25 protein-coding genes are annotated in these 23,870 nt (G+C 67.5%); 10 read left to right on the forward strand and 15 right to left on the reverse strand.

Annotation, left to right across the window (positions count from 1 at the left end):
• Positions 1 to 8: 8 nt before the first annotated feature.
• The 4 genes from PIGHUM_RS12180 (at position 9) to PIGHUM_RS12195 (ending at position 2,936) form a co-directional block, all read left to right on the forward strand.
• On the forward strand, positions 9 to 659 hold the full coding sequence (locus tag PIGHUM_RS12180; protein ID WP_124079865.1) for a carbonic anhydrase: 651 nt from the start codon (positions 9 to 11) through the stop codon (positions 657 to 659).
• Positions 660 to 738: 79 nt separating this feature from the next.
• Positions 739 to 1,440: a hypothetical protein gene (locus tag PIGHUM_RS12185; RefSeq protein ID WP_124079866.1), complete on the forward strand. Its 702-nt coding sequence runs from the start codon at positions 739 to 741 to the stop codon at positions 1,438 to 1,440.
• 14 nt (positions 1,441 to 1,454) lie between these two features.
• Positions 1,455 to 2,345 (forward strand): cation diffusion facilitator family transporter, encoded by an 891-nt coding sequence (locus tag PIGHUM_RS12190; RefSeq protein WP_124079867.1) that lies wholly within the window; start codon positions 1,455 to 1,457, stop codon positions 2,343 to 2,345.
• Positions 2,346 to 2,363: 18 nt separating this feature from the next.
• Positions 2,364 to 2,936, forward strand: a complete 573-nt coding sequence (locus tag PIGHUM_RS12195; RefSeq protein WP_124079868.1) for a DUF1415 domain-containing protein — start codon at positions 2,364 to 2,366, stop codon at positions 2,934 to 2,936.
• A gap of 5 nt (positions 2,937 to 2,941) precedes the next feature.
• Here the strand turns inward: PIGHUM_RS12195 and arfB are convergent, their stop codons facing one another.
• Together arfB and bioB are read right to left on the reverse strand one after the other, a co-directional pair.
• Complete coding sequence (gene arfB / locus PIGHUM_RS12200; protein WP_124079869.1) at positions 2,942 to 3,364, reverse strand: alternative ribosome rescue aminoacyl-tRNA hydrolase ArfB; 423 nt, start codon at positions 3,362 to 3,364, stop codon at positions 2,942 to 2,944.
• A complete protein-coding gene (bioB, locus tag PIGHUM_RS12205) occupies positions 3,361 to 4,362 on the reverse strand; it encodes a biotin synthase BioB (RefSeq protein ID WP_124079870.1) in 1,002 nt (333 codons plus the stop codon). Before bioB ends, arfB begins: the two co-directional genes overlap by 4 nt.
• A 356-nt stretch (positions 4,363 to 4,718) precedes the next feature.
• Here bioB and PIGHUM_RS12210 point away from each other — a divergent pair, with 356 nt between their 5' ends.
• From PIGHUM_RS12210 to PIGHUM_RS12225, 4 genes are all read left to right on the forward strand, one after another.
• Positions 4,719 to 5,000, forward strand: coding sequence for an HU family DNA-binding protein (locus PIGHUM_RS12210; protein WP_124079871.1), 282 nt, complete (start codon positions 4,719 to 4,721; stop codon positions 4,998 to 5,000).
• 109 nt (positions 5,001 to 5,109) lie between these two features.
• Entirely contained in the window at positions 5,110 to 5,574 is a 465-nt protein-coding gene (locus PIGHUM_RS12215) for a MarR family winged helix-turn-helix transcriptional regulator (protein WP_160142245.1), read from the forward strand.
• A 124-nt stretch (positions 5,575 to 5,698) separates the two neighbouring features.
• Complete coding sequence (locus PIGHUM_RS12220; protein ID WP_124079873.1) at positions 5,699 to 6,694, forward strand: Bug family tripartite tricarboxylate transporter substrate binding protein; 996 nt, start codon at positions 5,699 to 5,701, stop codon at positions 6,692 to 6,694.
• 5 nt (positions 6,695 to 6,699) lie between these two features.
• On the forward strand, positions 6,700 to 7,887 hold the full coding sequence (locus PIGHUM_RS12225; protein ID WP_124079874.1) for an FAD-dependent monooxygenase: 1,188 nt from the start codon (positions 6,700 to 6,702) through the stop codon (positions 7,885 to 7,887).
• 18 nt (positions 7,888 to 7,905) lie between these two features.
• On the opposite strand, the gene PIGHUM_RS12230 is transcribed toward PIGHUM_RS12225, so the two are convergent.
• From PIGHUM_RS12230 to PIGHUM_RS12240, 3 genes are all read right to left on the reverse strand, one after another.
• The gene (locus tag PIGHUM_RS12230; protein ID WP_124079875.1) at positions 7,906 to 8,811 is read right to left on the reverse strand and encodes a LysR family transcriptional regulator; all 906 of its coding nucleotides are present in this window, start codon (positions 8,809 to 8,811) and stop codon (positions 7,906 to 7,908) included.
• A 241-nt stretch (positions 8,812 to 9,052) separates the two neighbouring features.
• Positions 9,053 to 10,024 carry a Bug family tripartite tricarboxylate transporter substrate binding protein gene (locus PIGHUM_RS12235; RefSeq protein ID WP_124079876.1) on the reverse strand — a complete coding sequence of 324 codons (972 nt, stop codon included), beginning with the start codon at positions 10,022 to 10,024 and terminating at the stop codon, positions 9,053 to 9,055.
• A gap of 93 nt (positions 10,025 to 10,117) precedes the next feature.
• The gene (locus PIGHUM_RS12240) at positions 10,118 to 10,951 is read right to left on the reverse strand and encodes an alpha/beta fold hydrolase (RefSeq protein WP_124079877.1); all 834 of its coding nucleotides are present in this window, start codon (positions 10,949 to 10,951) and stop codon (positions 10,118 to 10,120) included.
• A gap of 157 nt (positions 10,952 to 11,108) precedes the next feature.
• Here PIGHUM_RS12240 and PIGHUM_RS12245 point away from each other — a divergent pair, with 157 nt between their 5' ends.
• Positions 11,109 to 11,807: a TetR/AcrR family transcriptional regulator gene (locus PIGHUM_RS12245; RefSeq protein WP_124079878.1), complete on the forward strand. Its 699-nt coding sequence runs from the start codon at positions 11,109 to 11,111 to the stop codon at positions 11,805 to 11,807.
• A gap of 18 nt (positions 11,808 to 11,825) precedes the next feature.
• On the forward strand, positions 11,826 to 13,022 hold the full coding sequence (locus tag PIGHUM_RS12250) for a GGDEF domain-containing protein (RefSeq protein WP_124079879.1): 1,197 nt from the start codon (positions 11,826 to 11,828) through the stop codon (positions 13,020 to 13,022).
• Here PIGHUM_RS12250 and PIGHUM_RS12255 read toward each other — a convergent pair.
• The 10 genes from PIGHUM_RS12255 to PIGHUM_RS12300 form a co-directional block, all read right to left on the reverse strand.
• The gene (locus PIGHUM_RS12255) at positions 13,019 to 13,453 is read right to left on the reverse strand and encodes a hypothetical protein (protein WP_124079880.1); all 435 of its coding nucleotides are present in this window, start codon (positions 13,451 to 13,453) and stop codon (positions 13,019 to 13,021) included. The two genes, PIGHUM_RS12250 and PIGHUM_RS12255, sit on opposite strands and share 4 nt — an antisense overlap.
• Positions 13,454 to 13,509: 56 nt before the next feature.
• Positions 13,510 to 14,475, reverse strand: a complete 966-nt coding sequence (locus PIGHUM_RS12260) for a Bug family tripartite tricarboxylate transporter substrate binding protein (RefSeq protein WP_124079881.1) — start codon at positions 14,473 to 14,475, stop codon at positions 13,510 to 13,512.
• 75 nt (positions 14,476 to 14,550) lie between these two features.
• Complete coding sequence (locus PIGHUM_RS12265; protein WP_124079882.1) at positions 14,551 to 15,279, reverse strand: enoyl-CoA hydratase/isomerase family protein; 729 nt, start codon at positions 15,277 to 15,279, stop codon at positions 14,551 to 14,553.
• Between the two features lie 7 nt (positions 15,280 to 15,286).
• The gene (locus PIGHUM_RS12270) at positions 15,287 to 17,635 is read right to left on the reverse strand and encodes a xanthine dehydrogenase family protein molybdopterin-binding subunit (RefSeq protein WP_246013140.1); all 2,349 of its coding nucleotides are present in this window, start codon (positions 17,633 to 17,635) and stop codon (positions 15,287 to 15,289) included.
• A complete protein-coding gene (locus PIGHUM_RS12275; RefSeq protein ID WP_124079883.1) occupies positions 17,628 to 18,128 on the reverse strand; it encodes a (2Fe-2S)-binding protein in 501 nt (166 codons plus the stop codon). The genes PIGHUM_RS12270 and PIGHUM_RS12275 overlap by 8 nt, the downstream gene beginning before the upstream one ends.
• Positions 18,125 to 18,577, reverse strand: a complete 453-nt coding sequence (locus tag PIGHUM_RS12280; RefSeq protein ID WP_124079884.1) for an SRPBCC family protein — start codon at positions 18,575 to 18,577, stop codon at positions 18,125 to 18,127. Before PIGHUM_RS12280 ends, PIGHUM_RS12275 begins: the two co-directional genes overlap by 4 nt.
• Before the next feature lie 51 nt (positions 18,578 to 18,628).
• Positions 18,629 to 19,429, reverse strand: coding sequence for an FAD binding domain-containing protein (locus PIGHUM_RS12285; RefSeq protein ID WP_124079885.1), 801 nt, complete (start codon positions 19,427 to 19,429; stop codon positions 18,629 to 18,631).
• Positions 19,430 to 19,568: 139 nt separating this feature from the next.
• The gene (locus tag PIGHUM_RS12290; RefSeq protein ID WP_124079886.1) at positions 19,569 to 20,732 is read right to left on the reverse strand and encodes an acyl-CoA dehydrogenase family protein; all 1,164 of its coding nucleotides are present in this window, start codon (positions 20,730 to 20,732) and stop codon (positions 19,569 to 19,571) included.
• Positions 20,733 to 20,741: 9 nt separating this feature from the next.
• Positions 20,742 to 22,844 (reverse strand): acetate--CoA ligase family protein, encoded by a 2,103-nt coding sequence (locus PIGHUM_RS12295; RefSeq protein ID WP_124079887.1) that lies wholly within the window; start codon positions 22,842 to 22,844, stop codon positions 20,742 to 20,744.
• Between the two features lie 18 nt (positions 22,845 to 22,862).
• Positions 22,863 to 23,702, reverse strand: a complete 840-nt coding sequence (locus PIGHUM_RS12300) for a p-hydroxycinnamoyl CoA hydratase/lyase (protein ID WP_124079888.1) — start codon at positions 23,700 to 23,702, stop codon at positions 22,863 to 22,865.
• Between the last annotated feature and the right edge of the window lie 168 nt (positions 23,703 to 23,870).

Raw genomic sequence — 23,870 nt, forward strand, 5'->3', positions numbered from 1 at the left:
GGTGGAACATGTTCCCAGCACGACTCACGGATGGCTACCGTTCGTTTCTCGGCGGCCGCTTCAACGACGAGCGCGCCCGTTATAAAACGCTCGCGGAAAAAGGCCAGAAACCGGAAATTATGGTGATAGGCTGTTGCGACTCCCGCGTCGCCCCCGAAGTGATCTTCGATGCGGGGCCGGGCGAAATCTTCGTCGTGCGCAACGTCGCCAACCTCGTCCCGCCCTACGAGGGCGGCACCCAGAACTACCACGGCACCAGCGCCGCGCTCGAATTCGCGGTGCAATCGCTACGCGTCAAGCACATCGTGGTGATGGGCCATGCGCTGTGCGGCGGCGTCTCGGCTTTTGCCAACAGCGCCGACCCGCTTTCTCCCGGCGACTTCATCGGCAAGTGGATGCAGCAGATCTCGCCGGTGGTCGACAGTATCGTTCCGCCCGGAGAGAACCCCGGCATGTACATCCGCCAGCTCGAACTGGCGACGGTGGCGCACAGTCTCGCGAACCTGATGAGCTTCCCGTGTGTGCGCATCCTGGTCGAACGCGGCCAGCTCCAGCTGCACGGCGCCTACTTCGGCGTGGCCACCGGCGTTCTGCTGGTGCGCGACCCCGCCACCGGCGAATTCCATCCTGTTCCGGAAGACGGCTTCGTGCTGAGCTGAGCCGGCGCCCGGCAACAACTTTTACGCAACCTCGCCGGGCAGCCGCGGTCCCATGATTTTCGCCCACGGAGCCCGAACCATGATGCGACGCCTTGTCCTTGCCGCCGCCCTGTCCCTGCCGTTGTTCGCGCATGCGGCGGGCACCGCCACGCTGGCGGGCGTGGACGACCGCGGCCAGCCGTTCTCCGCGTCGGTGGAATACGCAGGCGCCAGCCTGCGCGCGGCATCGCCCCAGACGCCCAACTATTACCTGCTCGCCCGCGGCGAGAAGATCTACGGCGTGGGCCGCGTCAATGGCCAGCCGATTGCGATGGAGGCCGGCGACCTGATGCGCATGGCGGGCGGCATGATGCCGAGCCCGACCGCGGTGCTCGAACAGGTCAGCGCCATCGAGTCGCTGCAATCGACCAACCGGCGGGAAACCGTGGCCGGCCTGGACGGCACGGTCTACGTCCTGGCGTATCAGGACGGCCGCCGCCAGCGCCGCACCGAGGAGCTGGTGCTGACGCCGGACCCGGCCGCCAGCGAACTGACCGCCGCCGCGCTGCGCCTGGGCCGCAGCCTGGCGGGCCTGTCCGGCACGCAATTGCCCGCCGGCGCCGACGACCTCGCCGGCCGCCTGCAGCGCGAAGGACTGGGCTTGCTGCGCTTCGGCAACCGCTTCCGCGTGGAGTCCCTCGACCGCCGCGCGCCGCAGGCCTCACGCTTCGAACTGCCTGGCGGATCCTTCCAGATCCCCGACCTGCGCGGCCTGCTGCCCGGCATCGGCGGCAGCCGCTAGGAAAACAGACACGCATGAACCGCAGCACACGGCTCGGGCTGGCCAGCATCGCCGTCGGCGTCCTGGTACTGGGCCTGAAGTACATCGGCTACCTGCTGACCGGCAGCGTGGCCCTCTATTCCGATGCGCTGGAAAGTATCATCAATGTGGCAACGGCCTTGATCACGGTGGTGGCGGTCGCCGTCAGCGCGATTCCTGCCGACGCCAACCACCCCTATGGCCACAACAAAGCGGAGTATCTATCGGCAGTGCTCGAAAGCACGCTGATCGTGATCGCGGCGCTGGCCATCCTGCGCGAAGCCTATATGGGTTTCCTGCACCCTCGGCCGCTGGCCGCGCCGGCGCTGGGCATCGCCTTCAATCTCGGCGCAACGGCGATCAACGCGGCATGGGGCGCGATCCTGGTCCGGTACGGGCGGCGCTGGCACTCCCCGGCCCTGGTGGCCGACGGCCGCCATCTCTGGACGGACGTCGTCTCGTCGCTGGGCGTGGCGGCCGGGGTCGCGCTGGCGGCGCTGTCCGGCTGGCAGCGGCTGGATGCGCTCATTGCCGCGCTCGTGGCCGTCCACATACTCTGGTCGGGCTGGATCCTGATGCGCGACTCGATCGGCGGGCTCATGGACCGCGCCTTGCCCGACGAGACCATCGCCGGCCTGCGCCGCCTCATCCAGGAGACCGGAGACGGCGCACTGCAGGCCTACGATTTGCGCTCGCGGCGGGCGGGCGCCCGCGTCTTCATCGAATTCAACCTCGTCGTTCCCGGCGCCATGCCGGTCGCGCAGGCCCATGCCATTTGCGACCGCCTGGAAGCCGCGCTGCACGCCTACATCGACGGCAGTACCGTCCTCATCCACCTGGAACCCGAAGGGGAGGCCGTCGCCGCCCCCGAGGTCCGAATCGCCTGATTTCCATTCTTTGCCGCCATGTACCATCCTCCGCTAGATTCCCTGCAGCACGACACCGTCATCGACGCCACCAAGGCCTGGCTGGAAAAAGCCGTCATCGGCCTGAACCTCTGTCCATTCGCCAAGGCCGTGCACATCAAGGACCAGATCGCCTACGTCGTCAGCGATGCGCGCGATCCCGGCACGCTGCTCGAACACCTGGCCCAGTCCCTGCGCACGCTCGCCGAGGCCGATCCGGAGCGCATCGACACGCTGCTGCTGATCCATCCCTGGGCGCTGGACGACTTCTATCTCTACAACGATTTCCTGGATGAAGCCGACGCGGCCGTCGAGGCGCTGGGCCTGCTGGGCGAGATCCAGGTCGCCAGCTTCCATCCCGACTACCAGTTCGCGGACACCGAGCCCGACGACGTCGAGAACTACAGCAACCGCTCGCCTTACCCCACCCTGCACCTGCTGCGCGAAGCCAGCGTGGACCGCGCGGTCGAAGCCTTTCCTGAAGCCGAGCAGATCTACGAGCGCAACATCGAGACGCTGCGCGCGCTCGGCCACGAAGGCTGGCAGAAGCTGGGAATCCCGCCGGGCGAATAAGCGCCCTATTCTTCGCCTACCCGCCCGCGCAGGCGCTTGATCTCGCCGTGGCGCACCTTGCGCTGCAGCCGCCGCTGGCGCGAGCCCGCCGTGGGGCGGGTCGGCTTGCGCGGCTTGGGCGGTTCGGCCACCGACGCCAGCAGCACGCGCAGGCGTTCGAGCGCATCGGCACGGTTCTTGTCCTGGCTGCGGAACGACTGCGCCTTGATGACCACCACGCCGGCGCTGGAAATGCGCCGGTCGTGCTTCTGCATCAAGGCCTCTTTCCAGGCCTGCGGCAGCGACGAAGCCGCGATGTCGAAGCGCAGGTGGACGGCGCTGGAAACCTTGTTGACGTTCTGGCCGCCCGCCCCTTGGGCGCGCATCATGGTCAGGACGATCTCGTCCTCGCCGATGGCGACCCCGTGGGCGATGGGCAGGATGTTCATGCCGCGCCCGCCTCCACCCGCATGCCCAGCCGGCGCAGCAGCGCGCGGTCGGCTTCCGCCTGCGGGTTGTCGGTGGTCAGCAGGCGATCGCCATAGAACATCGAATTGGCGCCGGCCAGGAAGCACAGGGCCTGCAGCGCTTCGTCCATCTGCTCGCGGCCGGCCGACAGGCGCACCACGGCCTGCGGCATGGCAATGCGGGCCACCGCGATGGTGCGGACGAATTCGAACGGGTCCAGCGCCGCGTTGTCCGCCAGCGGCGTTCCTTCGACGCGCACCAGGTTGTTGATCGGCACCGATTCCGGATAGGGGTCCATGTTGGCCAGCTGCGCGATCAGCCCCGCGCGCTCGCGGCGCGATTCGCCCAGCCCCACGATGCCGCCGCAGCATACCTTGATGCCCGCGTCGCGCACGCGATCGAGCGTATCGAGCCGGTCCTGGTAGGTGCGCGTCGTGATGATCTGTCCGTAGAACTCGGGAGCGGTATCGAGATTGTGGTTGTAGTAGTCCAGCCCCGCCTCGCGCAACTGCTCGGCCTGGCCGTCGCGCAGCATGCCCAGGGTCACGCAGGTTTCCAGGCCCAGGCCCTTGACCGCGCTCACCATCTCGGCCACGGCGTCGACCTGGTGCGGCTTGGGGCTGCGCCAGGCCGCGCCCATGCAGAAGCGCGTGGCGCCGTTGTCCCGCGCCGCGCGCGCCGCATCCAGGACCTCGTCCAGCGGGAGGAGCTTCTCGGTCTCCACGCCGGTATCGTAGCGGGCCGATTGCGGGCAGTACGAACAATCTTCCGGACAGCCGCCGGTCTTGATCGACAACAGGGTCGAGAGCTGGATGGCGCTCGCGTCGAAGAAACGGCGGTGCGTCTGCTGCGCGCGGTACATCAGGTCGGCGAAGGGCAGTTCGAACAGCGCCGCCACGTCGGCCACCTTCCAGGGCGTGCAATTGCGGCGAGATGTAACCGGAACGGAAGCGCTGGCGAGGGTGGAATCGGCGTGCATGAAAACTCCTTGATAACGGATCGCTGCGCCCGCGGCGCCTGCGCGTCGCTATGGTAAGCAAGCAAGCCTGTCCGATCAAACGGCAAAGCTCCGTTTTTTCATATAAAAATCTGCGAATTTGCAGCCATCTTCGCGATTTTAAAAAAACTCGGCAGCAAGATGCCGCCTACGCCTGTTGCAATTTTCCGCTGCGGCGCCCGGCGGGCCCGTGTTTGGCCAGTCCCCACGCGGCCGACGCGAGGTTCCCGCCACGCCGGGAGCCGACTTGCAATTCTTCGCCAAGATTGTTTGAATGCCGGCCTGTGCAAAGGCAGAACGCCGCGTCGGCGAGCTGCCCATTTTTTCAAGGAGTACGCATGCGCACCAAAAAAGAACTGATCGACGCTCTGGCCGAGCTCACCCAACAACCGAAGAACGTCACCGAAGCCTTCGTCGACGCCCTGGGCGATGCCCTGCGCGAATCGCTGGCCAAGGGCGACGAGGTCGTGCTGCCCGGCGTCGGCAAGTTCTCGGTGAAGGCGAAGGCGGCCAAGACCGGCCGCAACCCGCGCACCGGCGAAGCCATCCAGATCGCCGCCCGCAAGGCCCCCGCCTTCAGCGCGGCCAAGGTCCTGAAGGACGCCGTGGACGCCAAGTAATCCGGCGCACCGCATGTGCATCGAAGCCGGCCGGCTTCGATGCCCCCGCCAAGCCCAAAAGATCAGCCTGCCTTACACTCACAGGAATCCCAGCCCCCGGAGCCGATTCTTGCCGACCGATCCCACCGCAGAGCCCTTCGACGGTCCCAGCACCACTTACCTGGTCTCCCAGGTCCACCACCCGCTGCGCAACATCAGCGACGCCCTGCTCAAGCCCTACGGCGTCACGGGGATCCAGTTCACCGTATTATCCGTGGTCGCGCACCGCAACGGCCTGTCTTCCGCCGATCTGTCGCGCCGCTTCTATGTCACCCCGCAGTCCATGGGCCAATTGCTCTCCACGCTGGAAGAGCGCGGCCTGCTCGAACGCAAGGAAGACGCGAACAACCGGCGCATCCTGCGCATCGGCCTGACTGCCGCGGGCTGCAAGGTGGTCGAGGCCGGCACGCGCGACATGGCCAGGCTCGAGGAAGAAGCCTTCAGCAGCCTCAGCGCCAAGGAATTGAAGACCCTGCGCGGCCTGCTGCGCACCCTGGTCGACGATTTGCGCCAGCGCAGGATGGGCGCGAGCTGAGACGCCCGCCGCCTGCAGGCGTCTATCGAAATCCGTTGTGAATCGATAATTAATATGTGATTCAACAGCCAGGCCGCTCCGTCATATAGTCCCCGCATATCCATACCTTACACAGGGGACGAACATGAATGAATCCTTGCGTGCAGCGGGCCGGCAGACGCGCCGCGCCTGCCTGAGCATCCTGGCCGCCGCGCTGGCAGGCGCCGGCGCCATGGCCCACGCCGCCGGTTTTCCCGAGTCGCCCATCACCATCGTGGTTCCCTTCCCGCCGGGCGGACCGACCGACACCACCGCCCGCCTCGTGGGCAAGACCCTCTCCAAGCAACTGGGCCAGCCCGTCGTGGTGGAAAACCGCGCCGGCGCGGGCGGCACCGTAGGCTCGACCTACGTGGCGCGCGCCAAGCCGGATGGCTACACCTTGCTGTGGGCCAGCACCAGCAGCCTAGGCGTGGCGCCCGGCCTGTACAAGAACCTGGCCTACTCCCCCGTCAATTCGTTCGAGCACGTGGGCCTGGTGGGCCGCAGCCCCATTCTGCTGGTGGTGCGCTCCTCGCTCAACATCGATACGCTGCAGGCGCTCACCGCATATTCGGCCAACAACCGTGTGTCCTACGGCTCGGCCGGCAACGGCTCGATCAACCACCTCACCGGCGAATGGCTCAAGGAAGTCTCGGGCGCGAACCTGATGCACGTGCCCTACAAGGGCGGCGCGCCGGCCCTGGCCGACATGCTGGGCGGCCAGATCGAAATGACGCTGGAAACCATTACGGTGGTCCGCCCCTATCTGGAGACCGGCCGCGCCAAGGTGCTGGCCACGGGCGGCGCGACGCGTTCGCCGGACATGCCGCAAGTGCCCACCGTGAAAGAGATCTACGGCAACGATTTCGAATCCTATTCGTGGACCGGCCTGGTCGCCCCCGCGGGCACGCCCGCGGCCGTGGTCAGCAAGCTCAACAACGCGCTGCGCACCGCGCAGGACGATCCCGAACTGCTGGCGCAAATGAAAGCCGGCGGCCAGGACGTGATCAAGACCTCGCCCGCCGAATTCAAGAAATTCGTCACTGCCGACACGCAACGTTGGTCGGCCCTGATCCAACGCACCAAAACCACTCTGGACTGATCTCCATGCGTATCATCATCGCCGGCGCCGGCCTGGGCGGTCTCACCGCCGGTCTCGCGCTGCTCAAACAAGGCTTCCAGGTCCGCATCCTGGAACAAGCGACCGTGCTCAAGGAAGTGGGCGCCGGCATCCAGCTCGGCCCCAATGCCGTCCACGTCCTCTATGCCCTGGGTTTGCAAGACGACCTCAACGCCAAGGCCTGCGAGCCGTCGGCCAAGATCGTGCGGCTCTGGAATACCGGACAGACCTGGAACCTGTTCAACCTCGGCGACGTCTCGCGCGAGCTGTACGGCTACCCCTACCTGACGGTGCACCGCGCCGACCTGCACGAAGCCATCGCCGCCGGCGTGCTGCGCGAAGACCCGCAGGCGCTGGTGCTGGGCGCCAAGTTCGTCCGCTATGAACAGCACGGCAACGGCGTGTCCGTCCATACTGCCGACGGCCGCTGCTTCGAAGGCGACATCCTGATCGGCGCCGACGGCGTGCATTCGCAGGTCCGCTCGCAACTGTTCGGCTCCGACAGCCCGCGGTTCTCCGGCCTGGTGGCTTGGCGCGGCGTGATCGAAGCCGACAAGCTGCCGGAACACCTGCGCCATCCCTATGGCGTGAACTGGGTCGGCCCCGGCGCCCACGTCATCCACTACCCGCTGCGCGCCTTCAAGCTGGTCAATTTCGTGGCGGCGGTGGAGCGCTCGGACTGGCAGGTCGAATCCTGGACCGAGCGCGGCACCGTCGAAGAATGCCTGACCGACCTCAAGGGCTGGCATGAAGACGTCCATACGCTGGTGCGGGCCACCGACGTTCCGTACAAGTGGGCGCTGATGGTGCGCGATCCCATGGAACGCTGGAGCGACGGCCGCGTGTCGCTGCTGGGCGACGCCTGCCATCCGACCCTGCCTTTCCTGGCGCAAGGCGCCGGCATGGCGCTGGAAGACGGCTACATCCTGGCGCGCGCCCTGCGCGACCACGCCGATGCGCCGGAACAGGCCCTGCTGCGCTACGAAGAGGCGCGCAAGGACCGCACCGCTGGGGTGGTGAACGGCTCCAATGCCAATGCCAAGCGCTTCCACAACCGCGAACTCGCGCACCCCGAAGGCGCCGAGGCCTACGTCAACCGCGAATGGCAGGAAGAGCGCATCAAAGAGCGCTACGAGTGGCTGTTCACCTATGACGTCGAGACCGTGCCGATCTGAAGCCGGCCTGGCGCGGGGTCAATCCCGCGCCATCACCTGCTTGAACAGCTCCGCGAAATCGGCCAGCGTTTCGTGCAGCGGCGCGCCCGTGCGCATGACATAGCTGAAATCGAAAGACGTCGTCGGGCTGATCGGACTGAACGCAAGTTGGTAGCGCACGCAGGCATGCTGGGCGAATGCCGGGATGACGGCGATGCCGAATCCCTGCTCGGCCATGCCCAGCGCGGTATCCAGGTGCTGGACGGTCATCCGCTGGGCAATGTCTATGCCCTGGCGGAACAAGGCATCTTCGCTCACCTGCTGGACCGGGCTGTCTTCGGTCAGCGCGATATACGGCTGGCCGCGCAGCATCTCCCAGGTGGTGTCCTCGCGCCCCGGCGCCGACGGCACCGGCTGGTAGCGGCCGGGCGAATAGACCGCCAGCAGCCCCGACGACTCGATGGGCTTGCGCACCAGCCCCGACACCTTGGTAAAGAACGCGCCGAAGGCGGCATCCACCTCGCCGGCTTCCGCCAGTTGCTGGATCTCCATCGGACCGCCGGCAATGATCTCGACTTCCACGTTCGGATGCCGGTGCCGGAAACGCCGCAAGGTCTCCGGAACGACGTTGGCCGCCATCAGCGGCGTGAACGCCAGCTTGAGCGCGGCGCCTTCCTGGCGGCCCATCTCCCGCAGGCGAGCCGCGGCGGAAGTCAGCTCGCGCTCGGCCAGCTCGGCCGAAGGCAGAAAAGACCGCCCCGCCTCGGTAAGCACCACCGCGCGGGTCGTCCGCTCGAACAACCTCACATTGAGTTGCGACTCGAGTTCCCGGATCGTCGCGCTAAGCCCCGCCTGGCTCAAATGCAGGCGCTGGGCGGTGCGGGTGAAGTTGCCCGATGCGGCAACGCCGAGAAAGGCACGCAACTGGCGCAAGGAGATGTTCATGCGCTGATTATAAGCTCCCCCCTACGCGCTTCGCGCGCCCCCCAGGGGGCGAGGCGCGTGGACCGGCAGAGCCGGATCCACCGCCTCCCGGGTCGAGGGAATGTATCTTGGTCTGTGGCAGCTCGCTCTTTTGCCTCGACCTCACGCAAGCGCATGTTGGACGACGGGCACCGCGGATCCGGCTCCGCCGGTCCGCCAGTGCCGCCCCCTGGGGGGCGCGCGAAGCGCGTAGGGGGGGGACCTAATCCAAGCGCAGCCCGGTCCGCTTGACGATGTCGCCCCACTTGGCGATATCGGTCGCCACCAGCTTGCGCAGCCCATCGGGCGAGGTGGGTTTGGGGTCGGCGCCCACCGCGCGCACGCGTTCGATGACGTCCGGATCCTTGAGCGCGGCCGTGATCGCTTCATTCAGGCGCGTGACCACCGGCGCGGGCGTGCTGGCCGGCACGGCGATGCCGAACCAGCCCATGGCCTCGTAGCCCTTGATCCCTGCCTCTTCGAGCGTGGGCACTTCGGGCAGCGAGAAAGAGCGCTCGCTGGTGGTGACCGCATAGGCCTTGAGCCGCCCTTCTTTGATGGCCGGCACGGCGCTGGGGGTGTCGCTCATGGCCAGCGGAATCTGCCCGGCCATCGCGTCGGTCGTGGCGGGCCCCGTGCCCTTGTAGGGCACGAGCACCATTTTGACGTCGGCCAGCTGGTTGAGCAGTTCGCTCGCCAGGTGCATGACCGTGCCTTGTCCGCCATGGCCCAGCGACAGCTTGCCGGGCTCGGCGCGCGCCGCCGCCAGCATCGCCTTGACGTCCTTGTAGGGCGAGTTGACGGGGCCGACCAGGACGAAGGGCGAGGTCGCCACCAGGCTGACCGGCGCCAGGTCCTTGACCGGATCGAAGGGCATGGAACGGTACAGCACGCTGTTGATGCCCAGGGCGCCCGCGCCGCTCAGCACCATCGTATAGCCGTCGGGCGCCGCGCGCACTACCGCTTCCACGCCGATATTGCCGCCCGCGCCGCCTTTGTTCTCGACAATGACCTGCTGGCCCAGGCTCTTGGACATGGCCGGCGCCATGACCCGCGCGATCAGGTCGGTGCTGCCGCCCGGAGGAAAGGCCACGATCAGCCGCAGCGGCCGGCTGGGGAAATCATGCTGGGCATGGGCCGCCGGCGCCGCCGATACGGTTGCGACGGCGATGGCCGCGAGGAACTGTTTTTTCACCTTGGTCTCCTTTGTCTTTCTGGCTTGTCCGCGCCGCCCGATGCGGCCGCCTTTTAATGATCAAGTTCAAAATTGATCAAACTCAATAATCTCTCAAGTGCGCACGCCGCGCATCAGGGCATGCGCCATCATGGAATTGACCTGCTCCGCGGCCTCGTAGGCGGCCCAGTGGCCCGCGCCCGGCACCAGGTCGAAAGTCGCCTGCGGCAAGGTGTCTTTCAGCGCCCGCTCCTGCGCAGACGCTTCGCCGCCGCCGTAGACATCGCGTTCGCCGGCGATGCCATGCACCCCGCAGCGCAAACCGGTATAGGCCTGAACCTGGCGGCTTGCCAGCAGCGGGCGCACGTCCAGGCGGCACCGTTCGAGATTGGCGGCGTGCACCGCAACGGCCTCGTCGTCGATCCGGCTGGCGTCGCCGAACATCAGGACCGCCAGGTTGTGCCGGTGGATGCGCGCCCGCTCGGCCGGATCTTCTACGCCGCGCCAGCGCAGCAGTTCCGGCTGGGGCGGAACCGCGAGCCGGAAGCCGCCGCGGAGCAGCACGACCTGCGGCACCTGCGCGGGACGCTGCATCGCCATGCTCTCGACCAGCACCGAGCCCAACGAGAACCCCGCCAACGCGGGACTGGCCTGCGGGCCGAGCAATTGGTCCAGCCCCTGCCATAGCATCGCGGCGAATGCCGCGCACGATGCCTCTCCGGCCGGCAGGTCGGAATCGCCATGGCCGGGGAGATCGGGCAGCAGCAGCGTGAAATGGCGCGACAGCGGCAGCACATTGCGCAGCCAGTGCGTCCAGGAACCGCCATTGCCATGGACCAGCACCACCGGCGGCCCCTTGCCCCAGATACGCCAGCTCATCCGGCCGCCGTCGATGGCGGTGTCCGCCGCCGCTGCCTGCGCCTGCACATCGTCGACCGTCGCCCGCACGTTCGTCTCCCGGTGGCACCAACCAAACAATAATGATACCTTATATAAAGATACTTTATTTAGTCAAGAAAGGTTTACGCTGAGAATCGACGCTTTTCTTCTAAAATGATTGCAGCCGGCAGATTCCGCCGCCTCCTTCCGCCGTTGCCTCGTCTCCATGAAGATTTCGTCCGCCCGCGCCCAGCCTTCTCCCTCGCCCGAGCTGGGCCTGCGCGAGCGCAGCAAGCAAGACAAGCTGCGGCGCATCAAACAGGCCGCGCGCGAGATTTTCCTGGAGAAAGGCTACGACGCCGCAACCACGCGCGAGATCGCGCAGCGCGCCGACGTCGCCATCGGCACTGTCTTCGTCTACGCCGAAGACAAGCGCGACCTGCTCATGATGATCGTCAACGCCGACCTGGATGCCGTCAACGACAAAGGCGCGAGGGTGCTGCAGCAGGATGGCGCGCTGATCGATCTGTTGATGGCCTTCTTCGGCCTGCGCTACAAGTACTGGGCCAGGCATCCGCAGATCTCGCGGCCGGCGGTCCAGGCCACGTCCGACTTCCTTGCCGCCAGCGTCGACCGGGGCGAGGAAACCCAGCGCTTCTATGCGCGCCGCGCCAACATCTACGCCATGCTGGGCGAAGTGGTCCGGCGCAAGCAGGAACGCGGGGAAATCGGCAGCGATGCCTCTCCCGAGTTGATCGCCGCGCTGTTCGTGACCATCTACCTGGCCGAGGTCAGGCGCTGGCTCAGCCAGGCCGCGCCCAAGCCCGCCGGCGGGCTGGCGACGCTGCGGGCGCTGCTCGAACTGGCCATACGCGGCCTGGCTCCCGTCGGGCGCGAACTCACCGCCATGGGCATGGGCGACTGAACCGCCGCGAGCCCCGCCATGCCGCCCATCGACCTGCGCACCGTCACGCTGCTGACCTCCGTCATGGGGGTGCTGATGTCCATCGTGCTCATTTCCGTCTATCGCGGCTTCCCCTCCTCCATCAAGGGACTGGGACAGTGGGCCGGCGGCTCCATTCTTTATTCGGTCTCCGCCGTGGCCTTCGGCCTGCGCGGCATCGCCCCGGACTGGTTCTCGATCATTGCCGGCAACGTCTGCCTATTGATCGGCACGGCATGCTGGCTGACGGGATTGCAGCGCTTCTATGGGCAGCCGCCGGCCCGTTTCTGGCCCGCCGCGGGCATCGCGGCAGGCACCGCCTGCATCTGCTGGTGGCTGCTGGTCGACCCCAACTACATCATGCGGCTGGCCAGCTTCACCGCCATTCTGTCCGTCTTCTACGGTGCCCTGTTCATTGTCGTCGTGCGCCATGGGCCGCGGCATTTCGATACCGGATTCCTCGCGGTACTGATGCTGATACTGACCGTGGTGCTGGTGGTCCGCTGCGTCACCAGCCTCATGCCGGACTTCACAGGCACCGGCATGTTTTCGGACGACGTCGTCCAGGTGGTCTATCTGGTCACCTACAACTTCATGATGCTGCTGCTGACGGTCGGGCTGGTCATGGTCGCCACCCATCGCCTGCGCACCGAACTGACCCGCCATGCCGAGCACGATCCTTTGACCGGGCTGCTGAACCGCCGCGCGCTCGTTTCGATCTATGAGCGCGCATGCCGCCAGCGCAGCGGAAGGCATGCGCCCATCGCGCTATTGCTGATGGACCTGGACCACTTCAAGGCCATCAACGACCTGCATGGCCACGCCGTGGGCGATGCGGTACTGCAGGACTTCAGCCGCCGCGCCATGGCCGCGGTGGGTGCGCGCACGTGTTTTGCGCGGGTCGGCGGCGAAGAGTTCGTCATCCTGCTGCCCGACACCGACGCCGCCCGCGCCCACGCAATTGCCGAAGCCGTACGCCTGGCCGTGCAGCGCGATGAAGACAACGGCCTGCCCGCCTACACATGCAGCATAGGCGTGGCAACGATGCCGCGCTCGGCCTGCCGGATGGACGCGCACCTGCAGGCCGCCGATACGGCGCTCTACCTGGCCAAGAGCCGCGGCAGAAACCGGACCAAACTCGCCGACGGCATGCCGGTGGCCGCCGTGGCGCGCCATGCCGCGGCACCCACCCCCTAGAAACCAGGCCGGGACCAACCGCCTGCCTGCCAGGCGCCGCCCAGCAGGTCGTGGGAATCCAGCAAGGCGTAGACGATGTGAGGATGGTTTTCGAACGCGCGCCGCAGCGCCGCCGGGATGGCATCGCGCGTCTTGCGGCACAGCCCGGGCCGGGCCTCTACTTCTATGCTCAGGCCCCGCACGGTGCGCACTTCATTGGCGCTGGGCGAAATGTGCAACACGATGCCCAACTGCGCCTGGAGGCGCCCTTCCATATGCTTGAGATCCTCGAAACTGGCCAGGCTTTCGAGGCGGGAGACCAGTCGTTTTTCTTCTTCCTTGGTCAGCCTGAGGACGCGCAGGTCGCCCTGCGGATCGGCCAGCAGCAGTTCGCGGTCGCAGACACAGGCGCCGGGCGGGCATTCTTTGCGGATCGGGAACGGGACGTTCATGGCCCCGTATTTTATCCCCTCGTCCGCCGCGCGTGGAGCCCGGCGCCCTTGCGGTATTACTCCGCGGTCATGCCGGCGGCGCGGATGATCTTGCCCCACTTCTCCGTATCGACTTCCGCCACGCGCGCGAGATCCTTGGGCCCGCCGGGCAGCGGCTCGGCGCCGATGGTGCGCAGAAACTGCGCCATCTGAGGCGTGGACACCACCTTGTGCAAGGCCGTGCTGAGAGCGCGCTGCACGTCGGCAGGCGCATTCGCCGGCAGGAAGATGCCGAACCAGCCGGCCAGATCGTAGCCCTTCACGCCTGCTTCCGCCATCGTCGGCACATCAGGCAGCGAAGTCGGACGAGTGGCGCCCGTCACCGCCAGCGCCTTCACGCGGCCGCCCTTCAGTTGCGGAATGGCCAGCGTGGCGTCGGCGAACACGAACGTCAGGCGGCCGCCGATCAGGTCCGTCATCGCCGGCGGCACGCCCTTGTACGGGACGTTGACCGTGTCGACGCCGGCCAGCGTCTTGTACAGCTCGCCCGCGACCTGGCCGGTCGCGTTGCCGCTGCCCCAGGAGTACTTGCCGGGCTGCTGCTTGAGCATCGCCGTCAATTGCGCGACGGTATCGATCTTGGTGTGCTCGGACGACACCAGCAGCACGAAACCCAGGCTGGCGACGGTACCGACCGGCATGAAGTCCTTGACCGGATCGAACGGCAGCTTCTTGAACAGGTGCACGTTCGCCGCGTGGGTGGAGTTGGGCGTGAACAAGATGGTGTAGCCGTCCGGCGCGGCCTTGGCCACGGTATCCGCCGCCAGGTTGCCCAGCACGCCAGGCTTGTTCTCGAGCACCACCGGCTGCCCCAGTTCTTTTTCCAGTCCGGCTGCAACCTGGCGCGCCACGTTGTCGATGCCGCTGCCGGCCGGATAGCCCAGCAGCATGCGCACCGGACGAGTCGGATAGTCGGCGGCGGCGGCCGGTACGGCGGCCGCCAGGGTCAACGCGGCTCCCAGCCAGGCAAGGCGCTTCTTCATGGATGAAATCTCCTCATGGTTGCATCGCGGCCTGTCCCGGCCGCGACTATCTTGGGTATGAAAAACAGCGGGCGGTCAGCGCCCGAACTTGGCGGACAGCGCGGTGCCGGACAGATGCCCGGCGAGGCTGCTGGAGGCCGAGGGCGTGAGCCCCGGCGCCAGCTCCAGAAATTGCTTGACGGCGCGTACCGTGACCGGACCGCAGCCGAGTATGGTCGCAACGATTTCGTCCGCGCGCGCCTGCAATCCGCCGCGCGCGACCACCTGGCTCGCCAGCCCCGCTTGCAGGGCCTGGCCGGCGTCGAGCACGTCGCGGGTCAGCACCATGTGCGATACCGTCTTCACCGGCACGCGGCCGATCAGCGCCGACATGACCAGCGCGGGAGGAATGTCCCGTTCCATTTCCGGGATCTGGAAACTCGCGTCGTCGGCGGCAAGGGTAATGTCGCACACGCCGGCCAGCGCGCAGCCGACCCCATAGGCGCGGCCCTGCACCACGGCCAGGACCGGCACCGCCGTCGCCTTGATCGCGTCGTACAGTTCCAGCGCCGGCAGAGCCACCTTGCGGCGCAGCATCTCGCCGGTCGGCGTCGAACCCGGCGCGGGCATGGGCGACACGCGGCCCGCGCAGAAATCTTCGCCCCGGCCCGAAATCCGCACCAGGCGCACATCCTCGTCCAATGCGCTCACCGCATCGATGATGAGCCGTCCCATTTCGCCGCTCATCAGGTTGCCGTTCTCAGGCGTCGCCAGCACGATGTCCAGCAGGCCATCGCGGCGCGTTACTTCTACAGGTGTGGTCATGGAGGGCTTACTCGGGTAGGTTCGACAACAGTTTCCACAGGACGGACGGCGTGGCCGGCATGGGGATCTCTTCTTCCAGGGCTCCGCCCATCGCATCGGTCAGGGCATTGAAGATCGCCGCGGTGGCCGGCGTGATGCCGCTTTCGCCGCCGCCCTTGACGCCCAGCGCGTTGCCATGCGTGCGGTCTTCGGTGAGTTCGATGCTCAGGTGGGCGGGAATGGCGCCGGCCCGCGCCACGCCGTAATCCATGTAGGAGCCGCTGAACACCTGGCCGCTTTCCGGATCGATGTAGTAGTCCTCGAAGAAAGCCTGGCCGATGCCCTGTGCCAGGCCGCCATGCACCTGCCCGTCGATGATCTGCGGATTGATCGGCCGGCCCACGTCGTCGATGGAGGTGTAGCGCACGATCTCGACGTCGCCGGTTTCCGGGTCGATTTCGAGTTCGCAGATCGCGGTGCCGGTCGGATGCGCGGGAATGCGGCCGTTGAATTCTGCGCTGGTGAAAAAGCGGCGCTCGTCGGGCTGGCCGGGCAGGCCGGCTCGCTCGATCTGCGCAGCCACCTCGGCCAGGCTGACCGAACGCTCGCTGCCATCGGTGAAGCTGCCGTGCCCGATGGTGACCTGGCCCGGATCGCAGCCCAGCATGGCGGCCGCGACCTGCGAGCCGATCTCGCGCAGGCGCGCCGTCGCTTCGAAAATCAGATGGCCTACCAGCCGCATGGAACGATCCGAATGCGAACCGCCGCCTACCTTGACGAAGGCCGAGTCGCCGGTGCGCAGCGTGATCGCCTCGAAAGGCACGCCGAGTTCGTCGGCCAGCACTTGCAGAAAGGTCGTCTCGTGCCCCTGGCCGGTGCTTTGCGTGCCGGCCACGAAGTCGACGCGCCCATCGGTGCCTATGGTCAGCTCGATGCGCTCGCGCGGCGCGCCGACGGGCGATTCGACGTAGTTGGACAGGCCGATGCCGAGCAGCTTGCCGCGGCTGCGCGCCTCTTGCTTGCGCGACGCGGCATCCTGCCATTCGGAGACCTGCAGCGCGCGTTCCATGTTGGCGGCGAAGGCGCCGCTGTCGTAGTTCAGCCCCATGGGGCTGCGGTAAGGCATCTGCGCGGGCTGGATGATGTTGCGGCGGCGCAGTTCGATGCGGTCCAGGCCCAGCTCGTGCGCGGCGATGTCCAGCATCCGCTCCATCACGTGCGTGGCCTCGGGCCGCCCCGCGCCGCGATACGGCCCGGTCGGCGGAGTGTTGGTCAGCACCGCCGACAGGCGCGCGATGGCCACGGGCACGTGGTAGACCGTAGTCATGATGCGCGAGCCGTTGGACAGCGGCACGTAGGAAACCGTGTGAGCGCCGATGTTGCCGATGACTTCGTTGTCGATGGCCAGGATGCGGCCGTCGGCATCCAGGGCCATCGCGGCGCGGATGATCTGGTCGCGCCCCTGGTAATCGGACAGGAAAGCCTCGTTGCGGTCGCTGGTCCATTTCACGGGACAGCCGGCGCGGCGCGCCGCCCACAGCACCGCGAGCTGGTCCGGATTCACGCAGCTGCGCGGTCCGAAGCCGCCGCCGACGTCCTGCGCGATGACACGCAGCTGCGACGGAGAAATCCTGAGCGCGTCGGCCATGCACATCTGCTGGCGCGTCACGCCCTGGCTGCCCGCGAGCAGCAGGAATTCGCCGGTGCGTTCATCGTAGCTGCCGATGACGGAGCGCGGCTCCATCTGGCAATTGACGACGCGGCTGTTGCGGAACTCGCGCCGAACCACGTGGTGGGCGCGCGCGAAGGCTTCGAGCACGGCGGCTTCGTCGCTGCCGGCATGGGCCTGGAAGCACAGGTTGCGCGGCGCGCCGTCCCAGAGCTGGGGCGCGCCCTCTTCCATGGCCTGAACGGCGTCCACTACCGTCGGCAGCGGCTCGTAGTCGATCTCGACCAGTTCGCAGGCGTCGCGCGCCTCGCGCACGGTGTGCGCCACCACCAGCACGATGGGCTCGCCGACGTGGCGCACGCGGTCCACGACCAGCGGCAGGTGGCGCTGGTTGAACACGCTGCCCGTGTGCGAATGGAGGAAAGCGCGCTCTTTGAAGGCAATGGCATCCGCCGGGTTGGGAATGTGGTCCATGCCCTGGAAACCGTCGTCCAGGTAGTCCTGCCCGCACAGCACCGCGATCACGCCGGGCGCCTGCCGCGCCGCCTCCAGGTCCATGCCGCGGATCTCGGCGTGGGCATAGGGCGACCGCACGAACGCGCTGTAGGCCTGGCCCGGCAGGCTCATGTCGTCGGTATAGCGCCCGCGCCCGCTGACCAGGCGGATGTCCTCCGCGCGAGGCAGCGGCTTGCCGACCAGCTTATCCATGGCGCACCGTCCCGATGGGCTTGCCGGCCTCGAGGCGCGCCTGCGCCGCGTGCTTGACCGCCCGGATGATATTGACGTAGCCGGTGCAGCGGCAGATGTTGCCCTCCAGGGCATGGTGGATCTGCGCGTCGTCGCAGGAACCGTTGGCATCCAGGTAGTAATCCACCGCCATCATCATGCCCGGCGTGCAGAAGCCGCATTGCAGGCCGTGACAGGCCACGAAGGCCCGCTGCGTTTCGCCCAGCGCCTCGGGCGTTCCCAGCCCTTCCACCGTGGTCACCTCGCCGCCGCTGGCCTGCGCCGCCAGCACCGTGCACGACTTCACCGCATGCCCGTCCAGCTTGACGGTGCACGCGCCGCACTGGCTGGTATCACAGCCGACGTGGGTGCCGGTCAGGTCCAGCTCGCGCCGCAGGAACTCCACCAGCAGGGTGCGGTCGTCCACTTCGCGGCTGACGGCCACGCCATTGACGCGCAATTCCACCCGGGTCATATCTGCACCCTCTCCCCGACCTTGGCGCTGAAGCGCTTGAAGAATTCCTCGGCCATCTTGTTGGCCACGCCGCCTATCATGCGCGCGCCGATCTGGGCCAGCTTGCCGCCCACCTGCGCCTGCGCGGTGTAGGTCAGCACCGTGACCTCGCCGTCTTCGGCCAGGTCCACGTCGGCGACCATCTTGCCGAAGCCCGCTATCCCGCCGTCGCCCTGGCCGACGATCTGGTAGCCCTCGGGGGCCCGCCGTTCGCCGATCGTGAGGTTGCCCTTGAACTTGGCCTTGACCGGCCCGATGGCGGCCACGACCACCGCCGCATACGTGTCGGGAGCCGTTTCGCTGAACGATTCGCAGCCCGGCACGCAAGCCTGCAGCACCTCGGGGGTGTTCAAGTATTCCCAGACCAGTTCGCGCGGGGCGTTCAGCCGATGCGATCCTTTGAATTCCATAATGTCTCCGGTGTCTTTCGGCGCCGGCCGGCGCCTATCTCCGAACCGCGCTCAGGCGGCCGGAACAAGTCCATTCCAGGCGCGCCGCGCCATTACCCTGACCAGATTGGCCCGATAGGCCTGGTCGCCGGCCCGATCTTCGTTCAGGCCGCTTTCGTCCAGCTCCACCCGGGCCAGCGCCTCCGCATCGCCGGATGCCAGCGCCGCTTCGGCCTCGGTCCAGCGGAACACACAGGGGCCTGCTCCGGTCACCGCCACGCGCGGGCCGTCGTCCGTCACGGCGATGAACACCCCGGCCACGGCATAGCCGGTCGCCTTGTGGCGATACTTGGCGTAGGCGCTGCGGCGCGGGATGGGAAACTCGAAACCGGTGATGATCTCGCCCGGCTCCAGGGCGGTCTCGAACATGCCGGTGAAAAAATCGTCGGCGGCGATGCGCCGCTGGCTGGTGACCACGATCGCGCCGAGGCCCAGCACGGCAGAGGGATAGTCCGCGGCCGGATCGTTGTTGGCGACCGAGCCGCCCATGGTGCCGCGATTGCGCACCTGGGGATCGGCGATCAGGCCGGCCAGGCCGGCCAGGCCGGGAATCGCCTGGCGCACGATATCCGAGGATGCGACCTCGGCATGCCGGGTGGCGGCGCCCACTTTCAGCACGCCGCCCTCCAGCGCAATGCCCCGCAGCTCCTGCAAGCGGGTCAGGTCCACCAGATGCGAGGGCGCGGCCAGCCTTTGCTTGAGCGTGGGAATCAGCGTCATCCCGCCGGACAACGGCCTGGACTCGGGTTCGCGCGCCAGCCAGTCGAGCGCCTCCGGCAGTGTTGCCGGCCGCACGTAGCTCAAGGAATACACGATGTCTCCGTCTTCTAAAGCCGGGGAGGACAAGCCTCCCCAGTAACAGACATCTACTTTAGAAGAAACGCCGATGCTGCTGAAACACGGGTTTGCGATGGACTAACAAACGATTTCGATTAGTCCCCCGCGCGGGTGATCAATCCTCGTAGCGCTTGAGCATAGCCCGTGCGATCACCAGTTGCAAAACCTGGCTCGTGCCCTCGTAGATGCGCAGCGCCCGGGCATCCCGGTAGAGCCGCTCGACGTGGTGCTCCGCCACGTAGCCGGAGCCGCCATGGATCTGCAGCGCGCGGTCGGCGATGCGCGACAGCGCCTCGGAGCAGAAATACTTGGCCGCGGCGGCCTGGGTGCGGACGTCCTCGCCGCGCTGCAGCGCCTGGGCGGCCTGCATCACCAGGGCGTGGCCGGCCAGGTACTCGGTCTCGGAATCGGCCAGCATCGCCTGGATCAGCTGGAACTGGGCGATGGGCTGGCCGAACTGCCTGCGCTGCACGGCATAGCGCGCCGCCTCGTCGATCAGGCGCCGCGCCATGCCCAGCGCCGAGGCCGCCACGCTGATGCGTCCGCCGTCCAGCACCTGCATGGCGATCCGGAAGCCCTGGCCGAGCGCGGCTTCGCCGCCGATCACGTTGCTCACCGGCACGCGCACGTTCTCGAAGATCACGTCGCCGATGGGCGAGCCCCGCTGGCCCATCTTCTTCTCAGCCTTGCCGATGTGCAGGCCCGGCGTATCGCGCTCCACGACGATGGCGCTGATGCCGTCGGCGCCCTTGCGCGCCGGGTCGGTGCGGGCCATGACCGTGAATACGTGCGCGCGCGTGGCGTTGGTGATGAAGCGCTTGGTGCCGTTGATCACCAGCATGTCGCCGTCGCGCTCGGCGCGCGTCTTCAGGCTGGCGGCGTCCGAGCCGGCGTCGGGCTCGGTCAGGCAGAAGGCGGCGCGCAGCTCGCCAGTGGCCAGGCCGGGCAGGTACTTGCGCTTCTGCTCCTCGGTGCCGGCCAGCACGATGCCCTTGCTGCCTATGCCTACGTTGGGCCAGAACACCAGGCGGAAAGCCGGCGAGGTATAGCTGAAGGCCATCTGCACCTGGAGTTCCTGCATCAGGTCGAGTTCGCAGCCGCCGTACGCTTCGGGTATGCCCAGGCCGAAAAGACCCATTTCCTGCATTTCCGCGATGACCTCGGGCGGCACCTCCTCGCGCTCCTCGACCTGGCGCTCCAGCGGCATCAGGCGCTGGCGGATGAAGCGGTCCACCGCGTCCAGCAATTGCGGGAAGGTTTCCTGATCGAATGCCGACATGCTCTCTCCTCACTCCACGATGAACAAGGCATCCAGCGCCACCACGCCTTCGCCTTCGGGCAGCGCGATCAGCGGATTGACGTCGATCTCGGCGATGCCGGGATTGGCCAGCATCAGGTCCGAGATCCTGCGCACCGCCGCCGCGACCGCGGCCACGTCCACCGCGGGCTTGCCGCGCAGGCCCGACAATAGCCGCGCCCCCTTGAGCTGGCGCAATTCGGCCGCGATCTGGGCTTCGGTCAGGTCGGGTGCCAGCAAGCGCACGTCATGCAGCGCTTCGATCCAGATGCCGCCCAGGCCGACCAGCGCCACCACGCCCCAGTTGGGATCGCGGCGCGCGCCGACGACCAGTTCCAGGCCCGGACGCGCCATGGCCTCGACCAGCATGCCGTCCAGCGCCAGCCCCGGGCTGTAGCGCGCCACCGAAGCCTCCACCCTGGTCCAGGCGGCCGCCAGCGCGGCTTCGTCGCCCAGCCCCACGGCCACCCCGCCGGCGTCGCTCTTGTGCATCAATGCGTCCGCCTGGGCCTTGAGCACCACCGGATAGCCGAGGTCCGCGGCGATCCGGCGCGCATCGTCCAGCGTCCGCGCCAGCCCGCCCCGGGGGGTGGCGATGCCCAGTTCGCGCAGCCACTGCTTGCCGCGATACTCGGCCACCGGCCCCCGCGTCGGTCCATGCAGTTCGATGCCCGCGCCCGCGGCGCGGTCGGCCGCTGCGGCATGCAGCCGGCCGTAGCGATGCACGTGCGCCATCGCCCGCATGGCGCGATCGGGCGAGCGCAGGAACGGCATGCCGCTGGCATGCACGGTATCCAGGAACTCCTGGCCGAGCGGTCCGCTGTCGCCCATGATGACGAAGCAGACCGGCTTGCTCGAAGCCTGCATGACCGGCAGCAGCGACGTGGCCTTGGCCATCTGCTGAGACGGCGAGCCGCCCATCAGCGCCATGACCAGGCTGCCGACGTCCGCATCGTCCAGCATCGCCTGCGCGGACTGGCCGAAGATTTCCGGCTTCTGCATGCCGATCGCGGTCAGGTCCAGCGGATTGTCCGGCGCCATGAAGTCGGGCAGGACGCCCGACAAGACCTGCATCGTGGCCGGCGCGAAACGCGCCAGCTCCAGCCCCGCGTCTTCGCAGAAATCCAGCGCCACGCCGCGCAGCGCCCCGGAATTGGAAGCCACCGCCGCCCTGCCCTGCGCCACCGGCTGCGGATAGCGCGCCAGGATGGCGGTCACGTCGAACAATTCGTCCATGGAGCCGACCACCACCACGCCCTCGCGCTCCACCATGGTCCGCATGGCCTGGTAGTCGCCGGCCAGCGCGCCGGTATGCGAGCGCGCCGCCTCGCGCGCCCGCTGGCCGCGGCCGGGGTGCATCAGTACGATGGGCTTGCGCAGTTCGCGCGCCCGGGCCGCCACGCGCAGGAAGGCCGAAGGCTTGCGCAGCATTTCGACGAATACCGCGAACGCATCCACGTCCGGCGCCTCGACCAGCGCGCCGAGGAAATCCTCGGTCGACAGCACGGCCTCGTTTCCGGTAGAGATGGAAAACGACACGCCCAGGCCGCGACCCAGGAAAGCCTGGCGCAGATTGCCGCTCATCGCCCCGCTCTGCGCAACGATGCCGATGCGCGGACCGCTGCGCGGCGCCGGCGGCTGTACCGGCTCGAAGGTCAGCGGCACGCCGTCCGAAAAATTGAGGAAGCCCAGGCAGTTGGGGCCCAGCACCGCGATGCCGTAGCGCCGGGCGATCGCGGCAAGCTGCTCCTGCGCCGAGCGCCCCGCCTCGCCCAGTTCGGCAAAGCCGGAGGCAAAGACCACGGCGGCGCCGACTCCGCGCCGGCCGCAGGCCTCGACCGACTCGCAGACCGCCGCCTGTGGCACCACCAGCACGGCGACGTCCACGCCGTCGGGCAGTTCGTCGATGGAACGCAGGCAGCGCACGCCGTTGACCTCGTCGCGGCTGCGGCTGACCAGGTGCAGTTGCCCCGGGTAGCCGAAACGCGCCAGGTTGGCCAGCAGCAGGCCGCTGACCGAACCCGGCTCGGGCGAGGCGCCGACGACGGCGATGGACTTGGGCCGCAGCAGGCGGTCCAGCACGATGGAAGCCATGATGTCGTCCTCGCCGGTTCAGCGCTGGTAGGCGCCCAGGCCCGGCTTGAAAGCCTTGTCGTCGAGGAATTGCTTCATGGCGGTATCGCGGCCCCGCTCCGGATCGTGGAAGGTGCCCTGGTCGACCTTGGCCATCAGGTAGTCGGCGGCCTGGTCCCAGCTCATCTCGGCGGCCATGCGGTGGGCGATCTTGGCCTGGCGCAGCACGGTCGGATTTTTTTCCATCAGCACCTTGGCCAGCTCGCGGGTGCGCTCGCGCAGGCGTTCGCGCGGCACGGCCTCGTTGACCAGGCCGATCTCGGCGGCGCGGCGGCCGTTGAAGGTCTCGCCGGTCATCACGTAGTACATGGCCTCGCGCTCGCGCACCAGGCTGGCCAGCGCGCGGCTGACCACGCCTGCGGGGATGATGCCCCAGTTGATCTCCGACAGTCCGAACGTGGCCTCCTCGGCGGCGATGGCGAGGTCGCAGCACACCAGCGGCGTGAAGGCGCCGCCGAAGCACCAGCCGTTGACCATCGCGATGGTGGGCTTGGAGTAATAGCGCAGCCAGCGCCATTGCCACTGGCCGTTGGCGCGGAACAGGCGGGTGCGTTCCTTGGGATCGTCATCGGTGGCGCGGAAGTACTCGCGCAAGTCCATGCCGGCCGAGAACGCGTCGCCCGCGCCGGTCAGGACCATGATCTTGCAATCGTCGTTCGCCTCCAGTTCCTCCATGATGCGGACCATGTTGTAGACGATGCCGGGGTTGATGGCGTTGCGTTTCGCGGGCCGGTTCAGCGTGACCCAGGCGATGCCGTCTTCGATCTGGACCAGGACGGGGGGTTGTTCGGCGGCCTGCTCGGCGGGATGGGCGGACATGGCATGTCTCCTCGTTGTTGGGATGGATGCCGATACTATATAAACTTACTTTATATAAAACAACTTTATTTTTTGGCTGCGGCATAGGCATGGCCCGCGCGGCCGCCGCCCGGCGGCGCCGCGTGTCTATCGCTCGATGCGTGGATGCAGGGGATCCGGGCCCGCCGC

The organism is Pigmentiphaga humi (assembly GCF_900606115.1).
GTDB classification, from domain to species: Bacteria; Pseudomonadota; Gammaproteobacteria; order Burkholderiales; family Burkholderiaceae_B; genus Pigmentiphaga; species Pigmentiphaga humi.

Coding starts and splice junctions, on each gene's coding strand:
- PIGHUM_RS12180 (WP_124079865.1), top strand. CDS start 9: ATGTTCCCAGCACGACTCACGGATGGCTACCGTTCGTTTCTCGGCGGC.
- PIGHUM_RS12185 (WP_124079866.1), top strand. CDS start 739: ATGATGCGACGCCTTGTCCTTGCCGCCGCCCTGTCCCTGCCGTTGTTC.
- PIGHUM_RS12190 (WP_124079867.1), top strand. CDS start 1,455: ATGAACCGCAGCACACGGCTCGGGCTGGCCAGCATCGCCGTCGGCGTC.
- PIGHUM_RS12195 (WP_124079868.1), top strand. CDS start 2,364: ATGTACCATCCTCCGCTAGATTCCCTGCAGCACGACACCGTCATCGAC.
- arfB (WP_124079869.1), bottom strand. CDS start 3,364: ATGAACATCCTGCCCATCGCCCACGGGGTCGCCATCGGCGAGGACGAG.
- bioB (WP_124079870.1), bottom strand. CDS start 4,362: ATGCACGCCGATTCCACCCTCGCCAGCGCTTCCGTTCCGGTTACATCT.
- PIGHUM_RS12210 (WP_124079871.1), top strand. CDS start 4,719: ATGCGCACCAAAAAAGAACTGATCGACGCTCTGGCCGAGCTCACCCAA.
- PIGHUM_RS12220 (WP_124079873.1), top strand. CDS start 5,699: ATGAATGAATCCTTGCGTGCAGCGGGCCGGCAGACGCGCCGCGCCTGC.
- PIGHUM_RS12225 (WP_124079874.1), top strand. CDS start 6,700: ATGCGTATCATCATCGCCGGCGCCGGCCTGGGCGGTCTCACCGCCGGT.
- PIGHUM_RS12230 (WP_124079875.1), bottom strand. CDS start 8,811: ATGAACATCTCCTTGCGCCAGTTGCGTGCCTTTCTCGGCGTTGCCGCA.
- PIGHUM_RS12245 (WP_124079878.1), top strand. CDS start 11,109: ATGAAGATTTCGTCCGCCCGCGCCCAGCCTTCTCCCTCGCCCGAGCTG.
- PIGHUM_RS12250 (WP_124079879.1), top strand. CDS start 11,826: ATGCCGCCCATCGACCTGCGCACCGTCACGCTGCTGACCTCCGTCATG.
- PIGHUM_RS12255 (WP_124079880.1), bottom strand. CDS start 13,453: ATGAACGTCCCGTTCCCGATCCGCAAAGAATGCCCGCCCGGCGCCTGT.
- PIGHUM_RS12260 (WP_124079881.1), bottom strand. CDS start 14,475: ATGAAGAAGCGCCTTGCCTGGCTGGGAGCCGCGTTGACCCTGGCGGCC.
- PIGHUM_RS12265 (WP_124079882.1), bottom strand. CDS start 15,279: ATGACCACACCTGTAGAAGTAACGCGCCGCGATGGCCTGCTGGACATC.
- PIGHUM_RS12270 (WP_246013140.1), bottom strand. CDS start 17,635: ATGGATAAGCTGGTCGGCAAGCCGCTGCCTCGCGCGGAGGACATCCGC.
- PIGHUM_RS12275 (WP_124079883.1), bottom strand. CDS start 18,128: ATGACCCGGGTGGAATTGCGCGTCAATGGCGTGGCCGTCAGCCGCGAA.
- PIGHUM_RS12280 (WP_124079884.1), bottom strand. CDS start 18,577: ATGGAATTCAAAGGATCGCATCGGCTGAACGCCCCGCGCGAACTGGTC.
- PIGHUM_RS12290 (WP_124079886.1), bottom strand. CDS start 20,732: ATGTCGGCATTCGATCAGGAAACCTTCCCGCAATTGCTGGACGCGGTG.
- PIGHUM_RS12295 (WP_124079887.1), bottom strand. CDS start 22,844: ATGGCTTCCATCGTGCTGGACCGCCTGCTGCGGCCCAAGTCCATCGCC.
- PIGHUM_RS12300 (WP_124079888.1), bottom strand. CDS start 23,702: ATGTCCGCCCATCCCGCCGAGCAGGCCGCCGAACAACCCCCCGTCCTG.